Origin of the sequence: Corynebacterium sp. ACRPZ (assembly GCF_022346205.1) — a bacterium.
Classification (GTDB): domain Bacteria; phylum Actinomycetota; class Actinomycetes; order Mycobacteriales; family Mycobacteriaceae; genus Corynebacterium; species Corynebacterium lehmanniae.
Genome location: NZ_JAKRMR010000011.1, coordinates 57,726 through 77,322 on the forward strand (window position 1 = coordinate 57,726; position 19,597 = coordinate 77,322).

Annotated in this window: 18 protein-coding genes; 17 read left to right on the plus strand and 1 reads right to left on the minus strand. The window is 66.9% G+C overall.

All coding sequences use genetic code 11. The features are described from left to right. Positions 1-119: 119 nt before the first annotated feature. The 17 genes from hpt to MHX64_RS08635 all read left to right on the plus strand — a co-directional run bounded on the left by hpt (position 120) and on the right by MHX64_RS08635 (position 18,187). Positions 120-719 carry a hypoxanthine phosphoribosyltransferase gene (gene hpt / locus MHX64_RS08555; RefSeq protein WP_239306353.1) on the plus strand — a complete coding sequence of 200 codons (600 nt, stop codon included), beginning with the start codon at positions 120-122 and terminating at the stop codon, positions 717-719. Between the two features lie 11 nt (positions 720-730). After that, a complete protein-coding gene (ftsH, locus tag MHX64_RS08560) occupies positions 731-3,043 on the plus strand; it encodes an ATP-dependent zinc metalloprotease FtsH (RefSeq protein ID WP_239306354.1) in 2,313 nt (770 codons plus the stop codon). Next, entirely contained in the window at positions 3,036-3,611 is a 576-nt protein-coding gene (folE, locus tag MHX64_RS08565; RefSeq protein ID WP_239306355.1) for a GTP cyclohydrolase I FolE, read from the plus strand. The genes ftsH and folE overlap by 8 nt, the downstream gene beginning before the upstream one ends. Before the next feature lie 3 nt (positions 3,612-3,614). Beyond that, complete coding sequence (gene folP, locus MHX64_RS08570) at positions 3,615-4,457, plus strand: dihydropteroate synthase (RefSeq protein ID WP_239357121.1); 843 nt, start codon at positions 3,615-3,617, stop codon at positions 4,455-4,457. Beyond that, positions 4,450-4,821 carry a dihydroneopterin aldolase gene (gene folB / locus MHX64_RS08575; RefSeq protein ID WP_239306357.1) on the plus strand — a complete coding sequence of 124 codons (372 nt, stop codon included), beginning with the start codon at positions 4,450-4,452 and terminating at the stop codon, positions 4,819-4,821. The genes folP and folB overlap by 8 nt, the downstream gene beginning before the upstream one ends. A 3-nt stretch (positions 4,822-4,824) precedes the next feature. Beyond that, positions 4,825-5,283: a 2-amino-4-hydroxy-6-hydroxymethyldihydropteridine diphosphokinase gene (gene folK / locus MHX64_RS08580; protein ID WP_239357123.1), complete on the plus strand. Its 459-nt coding sequence runs from the start codon at positions 4,825-4,827 to the stop codon at positions 5,281-5,283. After that, a complete protein-coding gene (locus MHX64_RS08585; protein WP_181889081.1) occupies positions 5,280-5,747 on the plus strand; it encodes a DUF3180 domain-containing protein in 468 nt (155 codons plus the stop codon). Before folK ends, MHX64_RS08585 begins: the two co-directional genes overlap by 4 nt. 10 nt (positions 5,748-5,757) lie before the next feature. Continuing rightward, positions 5,758-6,570, plus strand: a complete 813-nt coding sequence (locus tag MHX64_RS08590; RefSeq protein WP_239357125.1) for a DUF6779 domain-containing protein — start codon at positions 5,758-5,760, stop codon at positions 6,568-6,570. Then, a complete protein-coding gene (locus MHX64_RS08595) occupies positions 6,571-7,272 on the plus strand; it encodes a hypothetical protein (RefSeq protein WP_239306359.1) in 702 nt (233 codons plus the stop codon). It abuts the gene before it with no gap. Next, entirely contained in the window at positions 7,273-8,064 is a 792-nt protein-coding gene (locus MHX64_RS08600; RefSeq protein ID WP_239357126.1) for a pantoate--beta-alanine ligase, read from the plus strand. It abuts the gene before it with no gap. A 20-nt stretch (positions 8,065-8,084) separates the two neighbouring features. Continuing rightward, the gene (locus tag MHX64_RS08605) at positions 8,085-9,341 is read left to right on the plus strand and encodes a hypothetical protein (RefSeq protein ID WP_239357127.1); all 1,257 of its coding nucleotides are present in this window, start codon (positions 8,085-8,087) and stop codon (positions 9,339-9,341) included. A gap of 16 nt (positions 9,342-9,357) precedes the next feature. Continuing rightward, complete coding sequence (lysS, locus tag MHX64_RS08610) at positions 9,358-10,869, plus strand: lysine--tRNA ligase (protein ID WP_239306362.1); 1,512 nt, start codon at positions 9,358-9,360, stop codon at positions 10,867-10,869. Positions 10,870-10,880: 11 nt separating this feature from the next. After that, complete coding sequence (locus tag MHX64_RS08615; protein WP_239357128.1) at positions 10,881-11,198, plus strand: TM2 domain-containing protein; 318 nt, start codon at positions 10,881-10,883, stop codon at positions 11,196-11,198. A gap of 82 nt (positions 11,199-11,280) precedes the next feature. Then, positions 11,281-13,338: a glucose PTS transporter subunit IIA gene (locus MHX64_RS08620; protein WP_239357129.1), complete on the plus strand. Its 2,058-nt coding sequence runs from the start codon at positions 11,281-11,283 to the stop codon at positions 13,336-13,338. Then, positions 13,331-15,022, plus strand: a complete 1,692-nt coding sequence (gene ptsP, locus MHX64_RS08625; protein WP_239357130.1) for a phosphoenolpyruvate--protein phosphotransferase — start codon at positions 13,331-13,333, stop codon at positions 15,020-15,022. The genes MHX64_RS08620 and ptsP overlap by 8 nt, the downstream gene beginning before the upstream one ends. After that, positions 15,022-15,318: a CHY zinc finger protein gene (locus MHX64_RS08630; protein ID WP_239306379.1), complete on the plus strand. Its 297-nt coding sequence runs from the start codon at positions 15,022-15,024 to the stop codon at positions 15,316-15,318. Before ptsP ends, MHX64_RS08630 begins: the two co-directional genes overlap by 1 nt. A 130-nt stretch (positions 15,319-15,448) precedes the next feature. Beyond that, the gene (locus MHX64_RS08635) at positions 15,449-18,187 is read left to right on the plus strand and encodes an ATP-dependent Clp protease ATP-binding subunit (protein ID WP_239357131.1); all 2,739 of its coding nucleotides are present in this window, start codon (positions 15,449-15,451) and stop codon (positions 18,185-18,187) included. Here the strand turns inward: MHX64_RS08635 and MHX64_RS08640 are convergent. Beyond that, the gene (locus tag MHX64_RS08640) at positions 18,121-19,521 is read right to left on the minus strand and encodes an alpha/beta fold hydrolase (RefSeq protein WP_239357132.1); all 1,401 of its coding nucleotides are present in this window, start codon (positions 19,519-19,521) and stop codon (positions 18,121-18,123) included. The genes MHX64_RS08635 and MHX64_RS08640 overlap by 67 nt on opposite strands. Positions 19,522-19,597: the final 76 nt, after the last annotated feature.

Sequence of the window (19,597 nt, forward strand, 5' to 3'; positions counted from 1 at the left end):
AGCTGACCCGAACCCCGCAGATGGTTGTACCTACCGCCTGGCAGGTGGCAAGATGTGGAAGTTACGCGCACGTAAACGCAAACTGAAGCGCTAGAACCGCGAGAGGGAAGGGCCAGCCCATGACCGAGTTGCACGACAAGAAGGACTTCAATGTCCCAGCGAACCGCTACGGCGATGATGTCGAGGCGATCCTGATCCCGGAAGACGTGCTCCAGGAGCGCATCCAGGAGCTGGCGGACATGGTCTCGGAAAAGTACCGCGACTCGGAAGAAGACCTGATCTTGGTCTGCGTGCTCAAAGGGGCGGTGTTCTTCCTCACCGACTTCGCGCGCAAGCTGTCCATCCCGGCGGAGATGGAGTTCATGGCCGTGTCCTCGTATGGCAACTCCACCACCAGCTCCGGCGTGGTGCGCATCCTGAAAGACCTGGACAAGGAGATCGCCGGCCGCGACGTGCTCGTGGTGGAAGACATCATTGACTCCGGGCTGACCCTGTCCTGGCTGCTGCGCAATCTGCGTAACCGGAACCCGAAGAGCCTCGAAGTCGTTACTCTTCTGCGCAAGCCCGATGTGCAGACGGCGAAGATTGATCTGCTGGACATCGGTTTCGACATTCCCAACGAGTTTGTCATCGGCTACGGCCTGGATTACGCCGAGCGTTACAGGGACCTGCCGTATGTGGGCACGCTGCACCCGCGCGTGTACTCAGACGCTGACTAGAACAAAGGTTTATGAGCAAAAATAACAAGGTTTTGCGGTGGGGCATCATCGGCGCCATCGCGTTGATCGTCCTCTACCTGCTCACGCTGATCGGGGACGATTCCCGCGCCTACCAGCGCGTGGACACGTCTGTTGCCATCGAGCAGCTGCAGAACCACAACGCTGAAGAAGTGCAGATCGACGACCGCGAGCAGCGCGTGCGCATCGACCTGCGCGAGCCGATCACCGTGGACGAACGCGAGGGCGTCGAGGCAATCTCCGCGCAGTACCCGGCTCGCACCACCCCGGAGATCTTCGGCGCGGTGCGCGAATCCGGCGCGGACAAGTACGAGACGAACGTGACGCAGGAATCCTTCCTGATGTCCATGCTCGGCTTCATGCTGCCGATGGTCCTGGTGTTCGGCCTGATCTTCTACTTCATGTACCGCATGCAGGCGGGCGGCGGCGGGCCGTTCGGCATCGGCGGCTCGAAGGCGAAGCAGCTGACCAAGGACAACCCGACCAACACGTTCGCGGACGTCGCCGGCGCCGACGAGGCGGTGGACGAGCTGCACGAGGTGGTGGACTTCCTCACCGACCCGACCGTGTACGAGGAACTCGGCGCGAAGATCCCGCGCGGCGTGCTGCTCTACGGCCCGCCCGGCACCGGTAAAACGCTGCTCGCCCGTGCCGTCGCCGGCGAGGCTGGCGTGCCGTTTTACACCATCTCCGGCTCCGACTTCGTGGAAATGTTCGTCGGCGTGGGCGCCTCCCGCGTGCGCGACCTGTTCAAGCAGGCGCGCGAGAACAGCCCGTGCATCATCTTCGTCGACGAGATCGACGCGGTGGGCCGCCAACGTGGCTCCGGCATGGGCGGCGGCCACGACGAGCGCGAGCAGACCCTGAACCAGCTGCTGGTGGAGATGGACGGCTTCTCCGGCCGCGAGGGCGTCATCCTCATCGCGGCGACGAACCGCCCGGACATCCTGGACCCGGCGCTGCTGCGCCCCGGCCGCTTCGACCGCCAGATCCCGGTGACCAACCCGGACCTGGCCGGCCGCGCGCAGATTCTCAAGGTGCACGCCAAGAACAAGCCGCTTGCAGACGACGTCTCGCTCGATGCCCTGGCCAAGCGCACCGCCGGCATGTCCGGCGCCGATCTGGCCAACGTGCTCAACGAAGCCGCGCTGCTGACCGCCCGCATCGGCGGCAACGTCATTACCGCGGACGCGCTGGAGGAGGCGACGGACCGCGTCATCGGCGGCCCGCGCCGCTCCAGCAAGGTCATTTCCGAGCACGAGAAGAAGGTCACCGCCTACCACGAGGGCGGACACACCCTGGCCGCCTGGGCGCTGAAAGACATTGAGCGCGTGTACAAGGTGACTATCCTCGCCCGCGGCCGCACCGGCGGCTTCGCCATGACTGCCGACGAGGACGACAAGGGCATGTACACCCGCGACGAGCTGTTCGCCCGCATGGTCTTTGCCATGGGCGGCCGCTCCGCCGAGGAGCTGGTCTTCGGCGCGCCGACCACTGGCGCGTCGAACGACATCGAGCAGGCGACCAAGATCGCGCGTGCGATGGTCACCGAGTACGGCATGACCTCCGCGCTCGGCGCGGTGAAGTACGGCCAGGAGCAGGGCGATCCCTTCTCCGGCCGCGGCTCCGGCGGCTCGCTGGAGTACTCGCCGGCGGTGGCCGCGAAGATCGACGAGGAGATGCAGATGCTTCTCGACGAAGCGCACAAGGTCGCCTACGCCACCCTCGAGCGCTACCGCGACGAGCTGGACACACTGGCCTCGAAGCTCCTGGAGAAGGAAACGCTGCGCCGCGGCGATCTGGAGGCCATCTTCGACACCGTCGAGCCGGTCCGGCCGCCGCTGCCGGCGCACGACGCGCGCTTCGGGCGCCAGGCTGACCGCGAGCCGGTGAAGACTCCGGTGGAGATTGCCAAGGAGCGCGGCGAGGAGCCGCCGAAGCGCTTCTCCATCCTGGAGGCGTCCAAGGCCACCCGCGAGCGCCGCCGCAAGGAACGCGAGGCGGAGCAGAATCCGGTGCCGAAGAAGGGCTCCACCCGCTGGCAGCAGCCGAAACCCAACGAGCCGCAGTACGGCGGCCCGAAGCCGCCGGAGGGCTGGACGTACAAGGGAGCGCCGAAGCAGCAGCACCCGGGCACCCGCAACTACCCGGCGGAAAACACAGAGCAGATCGGCTTCCGCCTGCCGGAGAACGAGCGCCCGGACCACGCCTCGCGCGGCCCGGAGCCGGAGACGACGCCGGATGCGGAGACCACCCAGCTGCCGCGCGAGGAACGCGCGCCGAAGCACAGGAGGGACGATGACTAACCCGAAGTTCGACCGCGAGCGCGCTGAGGCCGCGGTGCGCGAGCTGCTCATCGCGGTCGGGGAGGACCCGGACCGTGAGGGCCTGGTGGAAACCCCGGCCCGCGTCGCGCGCGCCTACGAGGAGGTCTTCGCGGGCCTGCACGAGGACCCGAAGGTGCACCTGGAGAAGTCGTTCTCCGAGAACCACCGCGAGCTGGTGCTGGTGCGCGACATCCCGATCTACTCCACCTGCGAGCACCACCTGGTGCCGTTCTACGGCGTGGCGCACATCGGCTACATCCCCGGCCCGGAGGGCAAGGTCACCGGCCTGTCCAAGCTGGCGCGGGTGGCGGACATGTACGCGAAGCGTCCACAGGTGCAGGAGCGGTTGACGGCGCAGATTGCGGACGCGATCGTCGAGAAGCTCAATGCTTCTGCGGTTATCGTGGTCATCGAGTGCGAGCACCTGTGCATGGCCATGCGCGGGATCCGCAAGCCGGGCGCGACCACCACCACCTCGGCGGTGCGCGGCGGTTTCCAGAACAATGCGGCTTCGCGCGCGGAAGTGCTGAGCCTGATTAGGGGATAGAAGATGACTACCGTTGCCGATCTGACCGTGCCGGGGCGCACGAGCGTGATGGGCATTGTCAACGTCACGGAGGATTCGTTTTCGGACGGCGGCAAGTGGCTCGCCGTCGACGACGCCATCGCGCACGCCCACGAGCTGGTGCGCCTGGGCGCGGACATCATCGACGTCGGCGCGGAATCCACCCGCCCCGGCGCCACCCGCGTCCCCGCCGAGGTGGAAGCGGAGCGCGTCCGGCCCGTGATCCGCGCGCTGCACGCGGACGGGATCCGCACCTCCGTCGACACCATGCGCGCCGCGACCGCGCTGGCCGCGGCCGAGGAGGGCGTGGATCTGATCAACGACGTCTCCGGCGGCCTCGCGGACGAAAACATGTACCGCGTGATGGCGGAGACGAAACTCCCGGTGTGCCTGATGCATTGGCGCGCGGACGCCTTCGTCAACGCCTCCGGCGCGGCGGACCACGGCGGCGATGTAGTGGGGGATGTGCACGAGGTGTTGGCGGAGCTCGTCGATAAGGCGACCGCCGCCGGCGTGGACGAAAGCCAGATCACCCTGGACCCGGGCCTGGGCTTTGCCAAGACGGCCGCCGACAACTGGGCGCTGCTGAACTCGCTGCCGGAGTTCATCGCCAGCGGATTCCCCATCCTCGTCGGCGCGTCGCGCAAGCGCTTCCTCATGGAAATCCGCCAACAGCGCGGCCTGGAGCATTCGCCTATCGACGCCGACCCCGCCACCGCAGCAGTCACCGCACTTGCAGCCCAGGCCGGGGCCTGGTGCGTGCGGGTGCACGAGGTGGCGGTCTCGCGCGACGCCGTTGACGTGGCGGAAAGGTGGAAAAATGGCTGACCGGATCGAACTGAAAGGCCTCAAGTTCCACGCCAACCATGGCGTGCTCGAGCACGAAACCGAGTTCGGGCAGGCGTTTTCGCTGGACATCACTTGCTGGCTGGATTTCGCCGGCGCGGCGCGCGACGACGACCTCACGCAAACCGTCAACTACGCCGAGCTGGCGGACGCGGCTTTAAAGATCGCCACCGGCACCCCGCGCCAGCTGATTGAGACGGTGGTGGTGGAGATCGCCGAAACCGCCATGCGCAGCTACGACGCGCTGCACGCCGTGGAGGTCACCCTGCACAAGCCGCACGCGCCGATTCCGGCCGTGTTGGACGACGTCTCGGTGGTCGCCCGCCGCTCCCGGAAGCGGATGTAGCCAATGCGTGCCGTGCTGTCCTCCGGGTCCAACATGGGTGACGCGCGCGCCCACCTGCAAACGGTGGCCGAGGAGTTCGCCCGCGAAACCCTCGCCGCGAGCTCCATCTACGCCACCGCGCCGTGGGGAAACACCAACCAGCCGGACTTTCTCAACCAGTCCCTGCTGGTGGACGTGGACGACACCCCGCACGAACTTTTGGCCCGCTGCCAGGAGCTGGAGCAGCGCGCGCACCGCGTCCGCGAGGAGCGGTGGGGCCCGCGCACGCTGGACGTGGACATCATCTGGATTGAGGGCTACACATCGGACGACCCGGAGCTGACCGTGCCGCACCCGCGGGCTCACCTACGCCAGTTCGTGCTCGAGCCCTGGTTCGAGGTGGATCCGGGTGCGGTGCTCAACGGAGCGTCGATAAGCGAGCTGCTCGAAAACTTCGAGGACCAGGGGGTGCGCAAGCTATGAAGCGCACGCCGTACGAGGGGTTGATCGCGGTCGCCGGGTTCTTCGCCGCCGCAGCGGTGATTTTGGTGCGAAGGTTCTACAACCTGCTGGAATCCTTGAGCATGGTGGTGCCGCTGTCGCTGTGGGTGATGGCCGTGATCGCCGCGTGGCTCGCGCTCGTGGTGCGAAAGCGGCGCAAGGAGGGCAAAGTTGGGCTGGACCGCAGCCAGCTCAACCCCATGCAGGCGGCGAACTTCATGGTCTTTGGCAAGGCGAGCGCCTGGGCCGGCGCGGTGTTCGGCGGCATGTACGGCGGCACGCTGAGCTACGTGGTGACCAAACTCGGCGTGCTCGAGGCAGCACCTGGCGACGTCCCACCGCTGGTCGCCGGCACCCTGGGCGGACTAGCCCTGTGCGCGGCCGGAATCTGGCTGGAGAAAAACTGCGAGGTGTCGCCGCCCAACGAGGGCCAAGGCGTTAGCTAGAGTGTTGGGCATGAGTGCCCAGAATGCGTCCCCAGACCGCGCGAGCCTGTGGGTCATCGTGCCTTTTGTGGTCGCTGTCATCGGCACCGTGGTCATGCTGTTCACCAACTCCGCTAACGCGCTGAAGATCGCGCTGATCTTCGCGCTGTGGGCGGGTGCAGCCGGGATCCTGATCAACTCCAAGGTGCGCCGGGACCGCGACGCGGCCACGACCGAGGCTGCGGCCGCCGAGCAGCGCATCAAGGAGCAGGAGCAGCGTCACCGCGAAGAGCTGGAGGCCAAGACCGCGCCGTCCGTGGACGTGAAGACGCTGCGCGAGCTGCAGGAGCAGATCCAGGCGCTGCGTGCTCAGCTGGAGGAGCTCAACGGCCGAGTCTTCGAGTACGAGCCCGCCGCCGTGCAGGCTCGCGCCCGCCGCATCAGCGAGTTGGAGTCGAAGAAGGAGCCAGAACCAGAACCAACTCCGGAACCCGCCCCGGAGCCGAAGCCGCAGCCGGCGCAGAGCCCGTCCACGGACGACACCGTCGTGATCAGCCGCGTGCGCCCCTCCCGCCCGACGGGTGCGCCGAGCTCGGACGCGATCGCGGGCCGCATCGGCACCCAGCCGTCGGCCCGCCCGGCGCGCAACCCGCTGTCCGACCTGATCAGCGAGCGGGAGGCGGAAAAGGCGAAGGCGGAGCAAACCCCAGAGCCGAAGCCGGAGCCAACCCCGGAACCAACCCCAGAGCCGCAGCCTGAGCGCCGTTCTGGCCGCCGCCGCGCCGATGAGCGTGGAGACGGCGCGGTTTCCGTGGCTGAGCTGCTCGCCCGCCAGGGGAAGTAGATGCCGCCTCGCCTGCTGGTGGGGGCGGTGTTCGGTGTCTCGCCGCTCGCGGAGCGCTTCGAGCGCGCCGGCCACACGGTGCGCGCGCTGGACATCGAGCAAGATCCCGGTGCGGTCGCGCACGTGGATCTTGTGCTTCTCGACGGCCCGCCGCCCGACATCCGCACCGCCTGCGAAATACTGGCCGACCACGCCCGCCCGCGGCAGATGTTTCTGCACACCGCGCTGGACGAAGGCCAGCAGCTGCTCGACGACGTGGAGGTCGCCCAGGCGATCACCATGTGCGCCCACAACATCTTCGACAACGTGTGGGTGACCTCGGCCGCCGACGAACTCGGCGAGACGGTGGTGGGTCTGCTCATCGCGGAGATCGGCGGGGTGAGCTTGCGCATTAACGACGACGCACGCCCCGCGATCGCCGCCGCCCAGGAGCTGCGGGCGATGGAGGCCGTCATCCGCGACGACGCGCAGGCGATCCTCGCCGATGCGGTGCCGGGGTTCGACGCCGTGGCGCAGCAGTTCCTTCTCGCCCCGCCGGCGCCACGGCACGCCCACGACATGCAGCAGCTGGACCGGCTCCTCGCCGCGTTGCCGGATCCTGGCGTTCGCCGCCTGTTTGTAGATCTGGTGCGCAGGCGCGGCGAGGTGGACCAGGACACCGACACCGAGTTGTGGGTGATTCAGAAATACGAGGGAGGATAAATGGCTTTCGAACCAGGCCAGGCAGTGGTGGTCACCGACGAGAAGCTCTTGGCCACCTACGGTCGCGCGTTCCGCAAAATCGGCAAGTCTGTGGTTGTGGTGCCGCTGGGCACGGGCATCCACGGCGGGCACGTGGAGCTCGTCCGCGCGGCGAAGTCGCTGCTCGGCTCCTACGTGGTGGTCACGTTTGCGGGCGAGGAAGTGCCTGAGGTCTTCGCCCGGGAGAAGGTGGACGTGGTCTTCCACGGGGCGCTGGCAACGTCGGTGCGCGTGGATTCCGGCGTGGAACCGCTGGAAAACCCGGAGCTCACGCAAAAGGAGGTCGCGCGGATCCTCGCCGCGATCAACGCCACCCACGCCACGGACGTGGTGCTTGGAGAGAAGGACTTCGAGGTGCTGGTGGCCACCCAGTACGCGGTGTCCGGCCTGCGCATGGAGTGCAAGCTCCACAGCGTGCCCACGGTGCGAACACCGGACGGTTTGGCGCTGTCGAACAGGAACGCGCTTGTCGCCGTCGATAAGCGGGATGCTGCTCTCGCGCTCTCGGCCGCGCTGACGGCTGGGGCGCACGCCGCGGAGCATGGAAAGGCCAAAGTCCTGGAGACCGCGCGCGGTGTCCTCGAGGCCGCCGGTGTGGCCCCGACGTACCTTGAGCTGCGCGACCTAGCCATGCGCGAGGCGCCAGCAGAAGGCGACGCGCGCCTGCTCGGAGCGGTGGATTTGGGCGGGGTGCACCTGACGGACAACGTGGGGCTGCCGCTGGGGGTCGGCTTCAAACACGTCGAAGCATGACACCCGGTAGACTCACGCGCATGTCCAACGCCACCATCGCCGGAATGCTCGCAGAACGCTTCGGGTTCACCTTCACCCCGGAGCAGGTTGAACAGACCGGGAGCACCGAGACGTCCACGCTCTACACCGCCACCGACGACACGGGCCACGGTGTGGAAGTGGAAGTCTTCGACACCGCCGTGGATTCCGCGATCGGCGACGAAGTCAACACCCTGAACTCCCGCCTCGCGCTGGCGGCGCACCCGGGCGCCTTCCAGCCGCGCAGCGTTGGCACCACCGAAGACGGCAAGCTGTTCGTCCTGCGTGAGGCGCCCACCGGCACCCCGCTGTCGGACCTGATCGCGGAGAAGGGCGCGACGTTCACCCCGCAGGAGGTGCGCGACCTGCTCGCCCCGGTGGCCGAGGCGGTCGACGACTACGACCTGAAGGGCCTGGCCGGGTTCGTCTCGCGCTCCATCACCCCGGAGCGCCTGTTGGTGCAGCCGCAGTGGTCCACCACCCCGGTCAAGCTCACCCTGGTAGGGCCGAGCACCGACCCGGCGCAAAGCGACGAGGCGGCCGCGAAGGGCAACGTGGAAAAGTTCGCCAACGTGGTTGCGTTGATGACTGGCGACGAACCGCGCTCCGGGGCGCGCACCTGCGCTGGCGTGCTGGAGACCGCCCCTGCCGAGCATGTGGCTATTGAATCCCCCGACCAGTCCGTCGCGCCGCGCCCGCAGGACGGCTACCGCAAGCCGCCGGAGCCCTACGCCTACGGCACCGACGGCAACTACGTGCGCACGGTCCCGACGAAGCAGAAGAAGACTGCGCCGTGGCCGTGGATCATCGCCATCCTCGCGCTGCTGCTCATCGCGCTGGCGGCGCTGTGGTACTGGAGCACCCACCGCGGCGAGGACTGGGCCGGCGCGGAGGCGCAGATCGCGCAGGAATACCCGAAGGTCGTCTCCGAGCGTTCGGGCCAGAAGGGCTGGAAGGAGCTGGTCTGCGAGCCGGGTTCGCTGGACATCGACCAGGTGGGCAAGATCCGCTGCGCAAACGATGAGCTCGGCGTTTCCGTCGCCCAGTACGCCTCCGAGTCCGACCGCGATGATGCGGTGCCGGACCCGAGCGAAGCCGTGGTCCTGGGCTCCGGCGAGTGCACGATTTACTCCTACGAGCTGCCGGACGCGAACCCGCCGGCGTACGTGATGACGCCGCAGGACAAGCCGGAGTACCTGTTCATCGTCAACGGTTTCGACGCGGAGAACCAGCGACTGGACCTCCCCGTGTGCGAATAAGCTACGATTATTCGCCGTGACTACGCAGGACTTTTCAGAGCAGCAGCAAATCCGCCGGGAGAAGAGGCAGAGGCTTATCGACGAAGGGCGGGACGCCTACCCCGTCGAAGTCGATCGCACGACGTCTCTGAAAGACCTGCGCGCGAAGTACGACGGCACGCTGGAGCCCGGCGAGGAAACCCAGGACGAGGTTGCCGTCGCTGGCCGCATCATGTTCCAGCGCAACACCGGCAAGCTGTGCTTTGCCACCCTGCAGGAAGGCGACGGCACCCAGCTGCAGGTCATGCTCTCCCTGGCTGAGGTCGGCGAAGAAGCGCTGGCGCAGTGGAAGGCCGACACCGACTTGGGCGACATCGTCTCCGTGCGCGGCCGCGTCATCGCCTCCAAGCGCGGCGAGCTGTCCGTGATGGCGAAGTCCTGGCACATGGCGTCCAAGGCGCTCAACCCGCTGCCGGTGGCGTTCGCGGACATGAACGAGGAGCAGCGGGTGCGCCGCCGCTACACCGACCTGATCATGCGCGAGGACGCGCGCACCAACGCCATGACCCGCATCAAGGTCATCGCCGCGGTGCGCAAGTACCTCACGGGCTTGGACTTCGTGGAGATTGAGACGCCGATGCTGCAGACGCTGCACGGCGGCGCCGCGGCACGTCCGTTTGTCACCCGCTCCAACGCGCTGGACATCGACCTGTACCTGCGCATCGCGCCCGAGCTCTACCTGAAGAGGGCCGTGGTCGGCGGCATCGAGCGCGTCTTCGAGATCAACAGGAACTTCCGCAACGAGGGCGTGGATTCCTCCCACTCCCCGGAGTTCACCATGCTGGAGACCTACCAGGCGTGGGGCACCTACAAGGACGGCGCGGCCACCATGAAGGGCCTCGTGCAGTTCTGCGCCGAGGAAGTCTTCGGCTCCCAGAAGGTCACGCTCGCGGACGGCACGGAGTACGACTTCGGCGGCGAGTGGAAGGTTCTGGAGATGTACCCGAGCCTGAACGAGGCGCTGCAGCGCAAGTTCCCGGGCCAGCCGGAAGTGACCATCGACACCGACGTGGACACCCTCAAGGGCATTGCGGAAACAATCGGCCTGAAGGTGCCGGAGAACGCCGGCTGGCTGCACGGCAAGCTGGTGGAGGAGATCTGGGAGGAGCTGTGCTCCGACCAGCTCTACGAGCCGACCTTCGTGGTCAACTTCCCGGTGGAGACCTCGCCGCTGACTCGCGACCACCGAAGCCAAAAGGGCGTGACCGAGAAGTTCGACCTGTACGTGCGCGGCTTCGAGCTGGCCACCGGCTACTCTGAGCTGGTGGACCCGGTGATCCAGCGCGAGCGCTTCGAGGACCAGGCGCGCCTGGCCAGCGCCGGCGACGACGAAGCGATGCAGCTTGACGAGGACTTCCTCGCCGCGATGGAGCAGGGCATGCCGCCGACAGCCGGCTGCGGCATGGGCGTGGACCGCCTGCTGATGGCCCTGACCGGCCTGGGTATCCGCGAGACGGTCCTCTTCCCGATGGTGAAGCCGGAAGCGTAAAGGGGCGCCCCGTGAGTGTGACCCCGTACCCCAACTACCCGGGAGACCAGGGTGGGAAACCGCTCATCGAGCCGCACAAGAGCAAGACCACCGCGGCGCTGCTGTTTTTCTTCCTCGGAATCTTTGGGGCGGGCAATTTCTACCTCAACCAGTACGCGCGCGGCGCGTGCAAGGTGTTCCTGCTTCTGCTTGCTTTGCCGCTGGCGTGGATGTTTGTCGGGCAACTCATTTTGTTTGTCTCAAGCACGTGGGTGCTAGTGGAATTTATTTTCGTGCTTGTCGGCGTGGAGGGCTATGACAGAGACAGCCGGGGTATCCCGCTGAAGTAACAATTATCCGCAGTTGTGCGTGGTGGTTATAACCAACTAACGTTTGATGCGATCAATCTTTGTGGTTGAAAGGAGCATCAGCATGGCAACCACCAAGGCGAGCCTGCAGGATCAGGCCGCCGACATCCTCGCCGGCATCGGCGGGGCGGAAAACATCGCGTCCATGACGCACTGCGCGACACGTTTGCGCTTCGAGCTTTACGACGCTTCCCTGGCCGACAAGGACCGACTAGAAGCAAACCCCAAGGTCATGGGTGCTGTCCCGCAGGGCGGCAACCACTACCAGGTGATCGTCGGCGGCGACGTGGCCAGCGTTTACAACGCGATGAACAAGCTGCCGGAGCTGGCCGGGCGCGACGTGTCCAACGAGGACTTGAAGGCCCAGCAGCGCGACAAGGCCAAGGGCAAGGTCCCCTGGCTGGACGCGTTCTTCGAGTACCTCTCCGACTCCTTCCGCCCTATTCTGGGTGTGCTGCTCGGTGCGTCGCTGATCATCGCGTTCGCCGCGGTGCTGGACGCGTTCGAACTAGTGAACTTCCACGCGGAAGTGAAGAGCCCGGGCTGGCAGTTCGTGGATGCCATGTGGAACTCCGTGTTCTTCTTCCTGCCGGTGGCGGTGGCCTACAACGCGGGCAAGAAGCTGGACATCGACCCGTGGGTGCCGGCCGCGATCATGCTGGCGCTGTTCACCCCGAACTTCATGGAACTGGCCGACCACCCCGAAGCGCGCGTGGTGGAGCTCTTCGGCGAGCCGACCGATGTTGTCGACGTTTTCGGCATGCCCATGATCCATAACGGCTACGACGGCAACGTCTTCGTGCCGCTGATCATGGCCGCGGTCGCTGCGTTGCTTTATAAGGGGCTGCAGAAAATCATCCCCTCCGCGGTGCACATGGTCTTCGTGCCGTTTTTGACGCTGCTGGTGATGATCCCGGTCACCGCGTTCCTCATCGGTCCGTTCGGCTACCTGCTCGGCGCCTGGATCGGCACCGGTCTGGCCTGGATGAACGGCAACGCGCCGTTCGTATTCGCCCTGCTGATTCCGATGCTGTACCCGTTCCTCGTGCCGCTGGGGCTGCACTGGCCGCTCAACGCGCTGATGCTGGTCAACATTGACACGCTCGGCTACGACTTCATCCAGGGTCCGATGGGTGCGTGGAACTTCGCCTGCTTCGGCGCCACCGCCGCGGTGCTCGCGCTGTCCATCCGCGACCACGACCCGCTCATGCGCCAGACGTCCGGTTCCGCGCTCGCGGCCGGCCTGCTCGGCGGAATCTCCGAGCCGTCGCTCTACGGCATCCACCTGCGTTACAAGAAGATCTACCCGCGCATGCTCGTGGGCTGCTTCGCCGGCGGCCTGACCATCGCGATCCTGGGTACCCCGTTCGGTGGCGTGAAGACGAACGCGTTCGTGTTCACTTCGCTGCCGACCATGTTCGTGTTCGACCCGAAGTGGGTCTACATGCTCGCCATCGCGGTGGCCTTCTTCACCGCGTTCTTCATCATCCTGATCACGGACTACCGCACCCCGGAGGAGAAGGCGGAGGCGCTCGCCCGCGCCGCTGCCGCTCGCAATGCCGACGAGGCCGAGGAGGCTGAGCTGGTCGAGGACGAGGTCACGGCCACGGATGACCCGGCGAAGCTGACGTCGGCAAGCGATGCGGATGCCACTGTGCTCGCGCCCGTTGCGGGCGAGGTTGTTGCGATGGAAGCGCTTTCGGACGCCGCGTTTGCCTCCGGTGCCCTCGGCCAGGCCGTCGGCGTCACCCCCGAAAACGCCAAGCTCACCGTCGTCGCCCCGGTGGCCGGCAAGGTCATCTCCGTGGCCAAGACGGGTCACGCCTACGGCATCAAGACCGATAATGGTGTGGAGCTGCTCGTCCACATCGGCGTGGACACCGTCAAGCTCGGCGGCGAGGGTTTCACCCCGCTGGCGGAGAAGAAGCAGATGGTCAACGCGGGCGACCCGCTGGCGGAGGTTGACTTCGCCGCAATCGCCGGCCACGGCGTGGACACGACGGTAATCACTACAGTGGTGAACTCGAAGAAGCTTGGCGGCGTCAATGACGTTGCGGACGGCACGGTCGTCGCCGGCGATCCTATTCTCGAGGTCACAACTGAGGTGAACACGAATGTCTAACCGCACCGTCCTGCACGGCATCGGCGTTTCGGCCGGCACCGCGTCCGGACCTATCGCCGTGGTCACGCCCGCAGTGGGCATCGACGAGCACGAGCCCGCCTCCACCGATCCGGAGGCCGACAGCGAGCGCATTCGCGCTGTGCTTCACGACGTCGCGGCGTCGCTTTCCGCACGCGCCGAGCACGCCAACTCGGACTCAGCGAAAGCCGTGCTGGATGCGACGGCTTCCTTGGCAACCGACAAGGGCTTAATCCGCGGCATCGACAAGGAGCTGAAGAAGGGCACCGGCCCGACGAAGGCGATCCACGACGCGGTGGAGCTCTACGCCAACAAGCTGCGCAAAATCGGCGGCTACATGGCAGAGCGCGTCACCGACCTCTACGACATCCGCGACCGCGCCACCGCGCGCCTGCGGGGCCTGCCGGAGCCGGGGATCCCGGACCTGACCGAGCCGTCCATCCTGATCGCGCACGACCTCGCGCCGGCGGAGACGGCGACGCTGGACAAGAACCTGGTGCTCGGCATCGTCACCGAGGCGGGCGGTGCGACGTCCCACACCGCCATCCTGGCGGCGCAGCTGGGCATCCCGTGTGCCGTGCAGGTCAAAGGCATTGCGGAGGCGACTGTCGACGCACCGCTGGTCGCCCTCGACGGCGGCGTCGGCGAAGTGATCGTCGCGCCGAACGCATCCGACGTGGACGAGCTCGAGGAACGCTCCCGCCGCCGCGCGGCTGCCCTGGCCGGTTCCTCCGGCGAGGGCGCAACCCGCGACGGCTACAAGGTGAAGCTGCTGGCCAACATCGGCACCGCAGATGACGCGGAGAAGGCGGCCGACTACGACCTCGAAGGCTCCGGCCTGTTCCGCTCCGAGTTCCTCTTCCTCGACCGCGACGCAGCGCCCAGCCTGGAGGAACAGACCGAGACCTACACCAAGGTGCTCGAGGCCTTCGGCAACCGCCGCGTTGTGGTGCGCACCCTGGACGCCGGCGCGGACAAGCCGCTGTCGTTCGCGGACCTCGGCGAAGAAGAAAACCCCGCCCTGGGCCGCCGCGGCCTGCGCCTGTCGCAGGCGCGCGAAGACCTCCTTGCCACGCAGCTGGAGGCGCTTGCGGCTGCCCAGAACAACGTCCCCAACTCCGAGCTGTGGGTCATGGCGCCGATGGTCGCCACCGTCGAGGAAGCCAAGTGGTTCGCCGAGCGCGCTCGCGGCGCCGGGCTGAAAAAGGTCGGCGTGATGGTGGAAACCCCGGCGGCCGCCATCCGCGCCGGCCAGGTGCTGGAAGAGGTGGACTTCGCTTCCATCGGCACCAACGACCTGTCGCAGTACACGATGGCCGCGGACCGCATGCAGGGCGAACTCGCTGAGCTGCTCTCGCCGTGGCAGCCCGCGGTGCTGTCCATGATCCGCGAGACCTGCCGCGGCGGCGAAGCCACCGGCAAGCCGGTCGGCGTGTGCGGCGAGGCAGGCGGCAACCCGCTCATGGCTCTCGTGCTGGTGGGCCTCGGCGTGAAGTCCCTGTCGATGGCCCCGGGCAAAGTCAACGCCGTGCGCGCGGCGCTGCGCCTGCACGACCTCGACACCTGCCGCCAGATGGCCAACTTCGCCGTCGACGCCCGCACCGCCACGGGTGCCCGCGAGGCCGTGCTGAACCTCGCGGATCCGGTGCTGAAGGATCTGCTCTGATCCACGGAGTCGACGTCGACGGGCAAGGGCGTTGCGCTCACTGGCACTCCGAGCGCGACGTCGTTGCCAACACGTGCGGCGAATGCGAAAAATTCTGGGCCTGTTCGCTGTGCCACGATGAGTTGGCCGATCACGGGTTCGTGCCCGTCGATAGGCAACTGCCCTCCGTGATGTGCGGCGCGTGCGGGCGCATGATGACGTACGCCGAATACGGCGCGTCCTGCCCCTCCTGCGGGCACCCTTTCAACCCTGGCTGCAAGGCGCACGAGGATGTGTATTTTTGGCCTGTTCGCTAAGGGTGAACATCGCCTCTCACCTGCGCTTATCGACGACCATGCGGGTATGCGCGCACAAAGCAGGGAAGTGATGTCGGGCCCCGGCGTTATGGTGGTGGACAACTGATTTAGGAAAGAAGGGGTCAGCCACATGTTCGAGCGGTTTACCGACCGGGCCCGTCGCGTCATCGTCCTTGCACAGGAGGAAGCGCGCGAGCTCAACCACAATTACATGGGCACCGAGCACATCCTGCTCGGCCTGATCAAGGAGGGCGAGGGCGTCGCAGCGAAGGCGCTCGAGTCCATGGGCATCAACCTCGACGACGTGCGCCGCGAGGTCATCGACATTATCGGCCACGGCACCCAGCCGGTGACCGGCCACATCCCGTTCACCCCGCGCGCGAAGAAGGTGCTGGAGCTTTCCCTGCGCGAGGGCCTGCAGATGGGCCACAAGTACATCGGCACCGAGTTCCTGCTACTCGGCCTCATCCGTGAGGGCGACGGCGTGGCGGCACAGGTGCTGATCAAGCTTGGCGCGGATCTGCCGCGCGTGCGCCAGCAGGTTATCCAGCTGCTGTCCGGCTACGAGGGAGGCGAGGGCCAGAACCCGGAGTCCCCGCAGCAGGGCCAGCCGGGCTTCGCGGGTGCCGGCGCGGGTCCGCGCGCTGGCGGCGGCCCGCAGGGCGGCGAGCGCTCCAATTCGCTGGTGCTGGACCAGTTCGGCCGCAACCTCACCGCGGCCGCGAAGGAAGGCAAGCTCGACCCGGTTGTCGGCCGCGACAAGGAGATCGAGCGCGTTATGCAGGTGCTGTCGCGCCGCACCAAGAACAACCCGGTGCTCATCGGCGAGCCCGGTGTGGGTAAGACCGCCGTGGTGGAGGGCCTCGCCCTGGACATCGCCAACGGCAAGGTCCCGGAGACGCTGAAGGACAAGCAGGTCTACTCCCTGGACCTCGGCTCCCTGGTCGCGGGTTCCCGCTACCGCGGCGACTTCGAGGAGCGCCTGAAGAAGGTGCTCAAGGAGATTAACCAGCGCGGCGACATCATCCTGTTCATCGACGAGATCCACACCCTCGTCGGCGCAGGTGCAGCCGAGGGCGCCATCGACGCGGCGTCGCTGTTGAAGCCGAAGCTGGCGCGCGGCGAGCTCCAGACCATCGGTGCGACCACGCTGGACGAGTACCGCAAGCACATCGAGAAGGACGCGGCCCTCGAGCGCCGCTTCCAGCCGGTGCAGGTGGACGAGCCGTCCGTGGAGGACACCGTGCAGATCCTCAAGGGCCTGCGCGACCGCTACGAGGCGCACCACCGCGTGTCCTACACCGACGACGCGCTCAAGGCGGCTGCGACGCTGTCGGACCGCTACATCAACGACCGCTTCCTGCCGGACAAGGCCGTCGACCTGCTCGACGAGGCCGGCGCCCGCATGCGCATCAAGCGCATGACCGCACCGGAGGACCTGCGTGAGGTGGACGACCGCATCTCCGAGGTGCGCAAGGAGAAGGAAGCGGCGATCGACGCCCAGGACTTTGAAAAGGCCGCCGGCCTGCGCGACACCGAGCGCAAGCTGGGGGAGGAGCGCTCAGCCAAGGAGAAGAAGTGGCGCTCCGACGATTTGGAGGAAATCGCCGAGGTCGGCGAGGACCAGATCGCGGACGTGCTGGCCAACTGGACCGGCATCCCGGTGTTCAAGCTCACCGAAAGCGAGTCCAGCCGTCTCCTCCACATGGAAGACGAGCTGCACAAGCGCATCATCGGCCAGGACGAGGCAGTCAAGGCAGTCTCCCGCTCCATCCGCCGCACCCGCGCCGGCCTGAAGGACCCGAACCGTCCGTCCGGCTCCTTCATCTTCGCCGGCCCGTCCGGTGTGGGTAAGACGGAGCTGTCCAAGGCGCTCGCCGAGTTCCTCTTCGGCGACGACGACTCCCTGATCCAGGTGGACATGGGCGAGTTCCACGACCGCTTCACCGCCTCGCGACTCTTCGGCGCCCCTCCGGGATACGTCGGCTACGAAGAGGGCGGCCAGCTCACCGAGAAGGTGCGCCGCAAGCCGTTTAGCGTGGTGCTTTTCGACGAGATCGAGAAGGCGCACAAGGAGATTTACAACACGCTGCTCCAGGTACTCGAAGAAGGCCACGTCACCGACGGCCAGGGCCGCAACGTGGACTTCAAGAACACGGTGCTGATCTTCACCTCGAACCTGGGCACGTCCGACATTTCCAAGCCGGTCGGCCTGGGCTTCACCGGCGACACCGCCGCGGATTCCGATGCGCAGTACGAGCGGATGAAGGGCAAGGTCCACGACGAGCTGAAGAAGCACTTCCGCCCCGAGTTCTTGAACCGCATCGACGAGATCGTTGTGTTCAAGCAGCTCAGCCAGGACGAGATTGTCAAGATGGTGGACCTGCTCATCGGCCGCGTGGACAAGAACCTGGCCGCGCAGGACATGGGCATCGAGCTGACCGAGAACGCGAAGAACCTGCTCGCGGTCCGCGGCTTCGATCCGGTGCTGGGCGCCCGTCCGCTGCGCCGCACGATTCAGCGCGAGATCGAGGACATCCTGTCGGAGAAGATCCTGTTCGGCGAGATCGGCGCCGGCGAGATCATCACCGTGGACGTCGAGGGCTGGGACGGCGACGTCGAGTCCGCGCGCAAGGAGCGCGGAAAGGCCGCGCCGGACGCGAAGTTCACCTTCACGCCGCGCCCGCGCCCGCTGCCGGCAGAGGCCTTCGACGTGGAGCCGGAGGACGAAGTCCGCGACATCGAGCCGGAGCGCACCCAGCCGGAGTCCGAGTCCTCAGAGTTCCCGGATGAGCGCGACGATCAGAAGGGCAGTGAAGGTAAGGAAGGCGGTGACGGCAACGAGGGCAACGGCCCCGAGCCGGTGTAAGCCCACAAGCCCAGGGTGCCGAGGACTGCGACAACGATCGCAGTGATCTCCACGGCGTTGAGCCCCTCGACCACCTCATACTCGGGGTGGTCGGAGGGGCACACCTGTTTCATGGGCTTGCCCTTGAAGCGGTCGGATAGCCAGTCCGAGACGTTGCCCGTCTGCAGCACCAGCGGCAGCGCGTGACCGGAACCCGGCGCGCGCGGGGTGAGCTCGCGGCGGCCGGACGACAAGGGCTGCGTCGGCGAGCCCGGCACCACCACGCGCCGGTACTCCACATCGGCGCCGATCGCGCAGTAGTCCTCGGCCAACTGGGTGGCCTGCGGCTCCGGGACGAGGTCGTCGTCCGGGTTGGTCAACACCATAATCGGGGCGTTCGGCTTCACCTTGCCCAACTTGTTGCGCTCGAGGTACTTGCCGATGCGCTCGTCTTCCTCCGCAATCTCCGCGAAGGTCTTGCCGTCGACGAAGATGTCGCCCGTGATCTTCGGGGCGCGCATCGACGCGTCCACCACGCACGACGTTTTCAGATCCTCCAACAGTTTCTTGCCGTCGTCGGTGAGGTACTCCTGGATGGCGTCGCGGAACTCGGGGTAGGTCTCCGAGTAGCTGGCGGCGGCGAAGCCCGCCACGGCGGTGAGCATCGACGCGGACGCCTGCTGCAGCACGGCCAGCGGGTCGGCCGGGGGAGCGCCGGCAAACGTCCCCACCACGTTGAGCTCCGGCGCGTAGTCGCCGACGAGCTCCGCGGCCGCCGCAGCGGCGCCGCCGCCCTGCGAGTAGCCCCAGAACGCCACCTTCTCGCCGCGTTTGGACACGGCGCGGGCGGCATCGATGACCGCGCGGCCCTGGTCGACGCGGTTGAGGTAGGTGTGCAGGCCGTCGGTGCCCAGCCCCATGTAGTCGGTGACGACCACGCGGTAACCGTCGTCGAGAAGCATCTGCACCATAGGTGCCTCGTAGTTGATGTTCACCGTGCCGTCGAGGCCGAGCGAAGACAGCATGGAGGACGCCGCCGACGGCGCGCACTGGTCGCCCAGGCCGCGCGTGCCCGGAGCGAGAACAACCAGGCCCTTCGCAAACGGACGGTCGTACAATGCGCCGGTGACCGGCACTTTCTCGCCGCGTTCGTTGACGGAGGTGTAGCGGATGCGCTTGCCGTTGGTGCCCGGCACCCGCTTCTTCGCGTTGAGCTCGCCGGCAGCGTCGCCCGCCGCGCCGCCCAGCGCATGCGAGGACAGCTCCGGGATGGACGACAGCGACGACGCGTTGCCGATGACCTCGAACGTCGACGAGCCAACCGACGACAGGGACGACAACGATTCCGCGCTCAAATCCTCAGCGTGAGCAGAGGGGCAGATCAGGAGCGGGACAGCAAAAAGACACCACCGTTTACGCATGGGAAGCAGT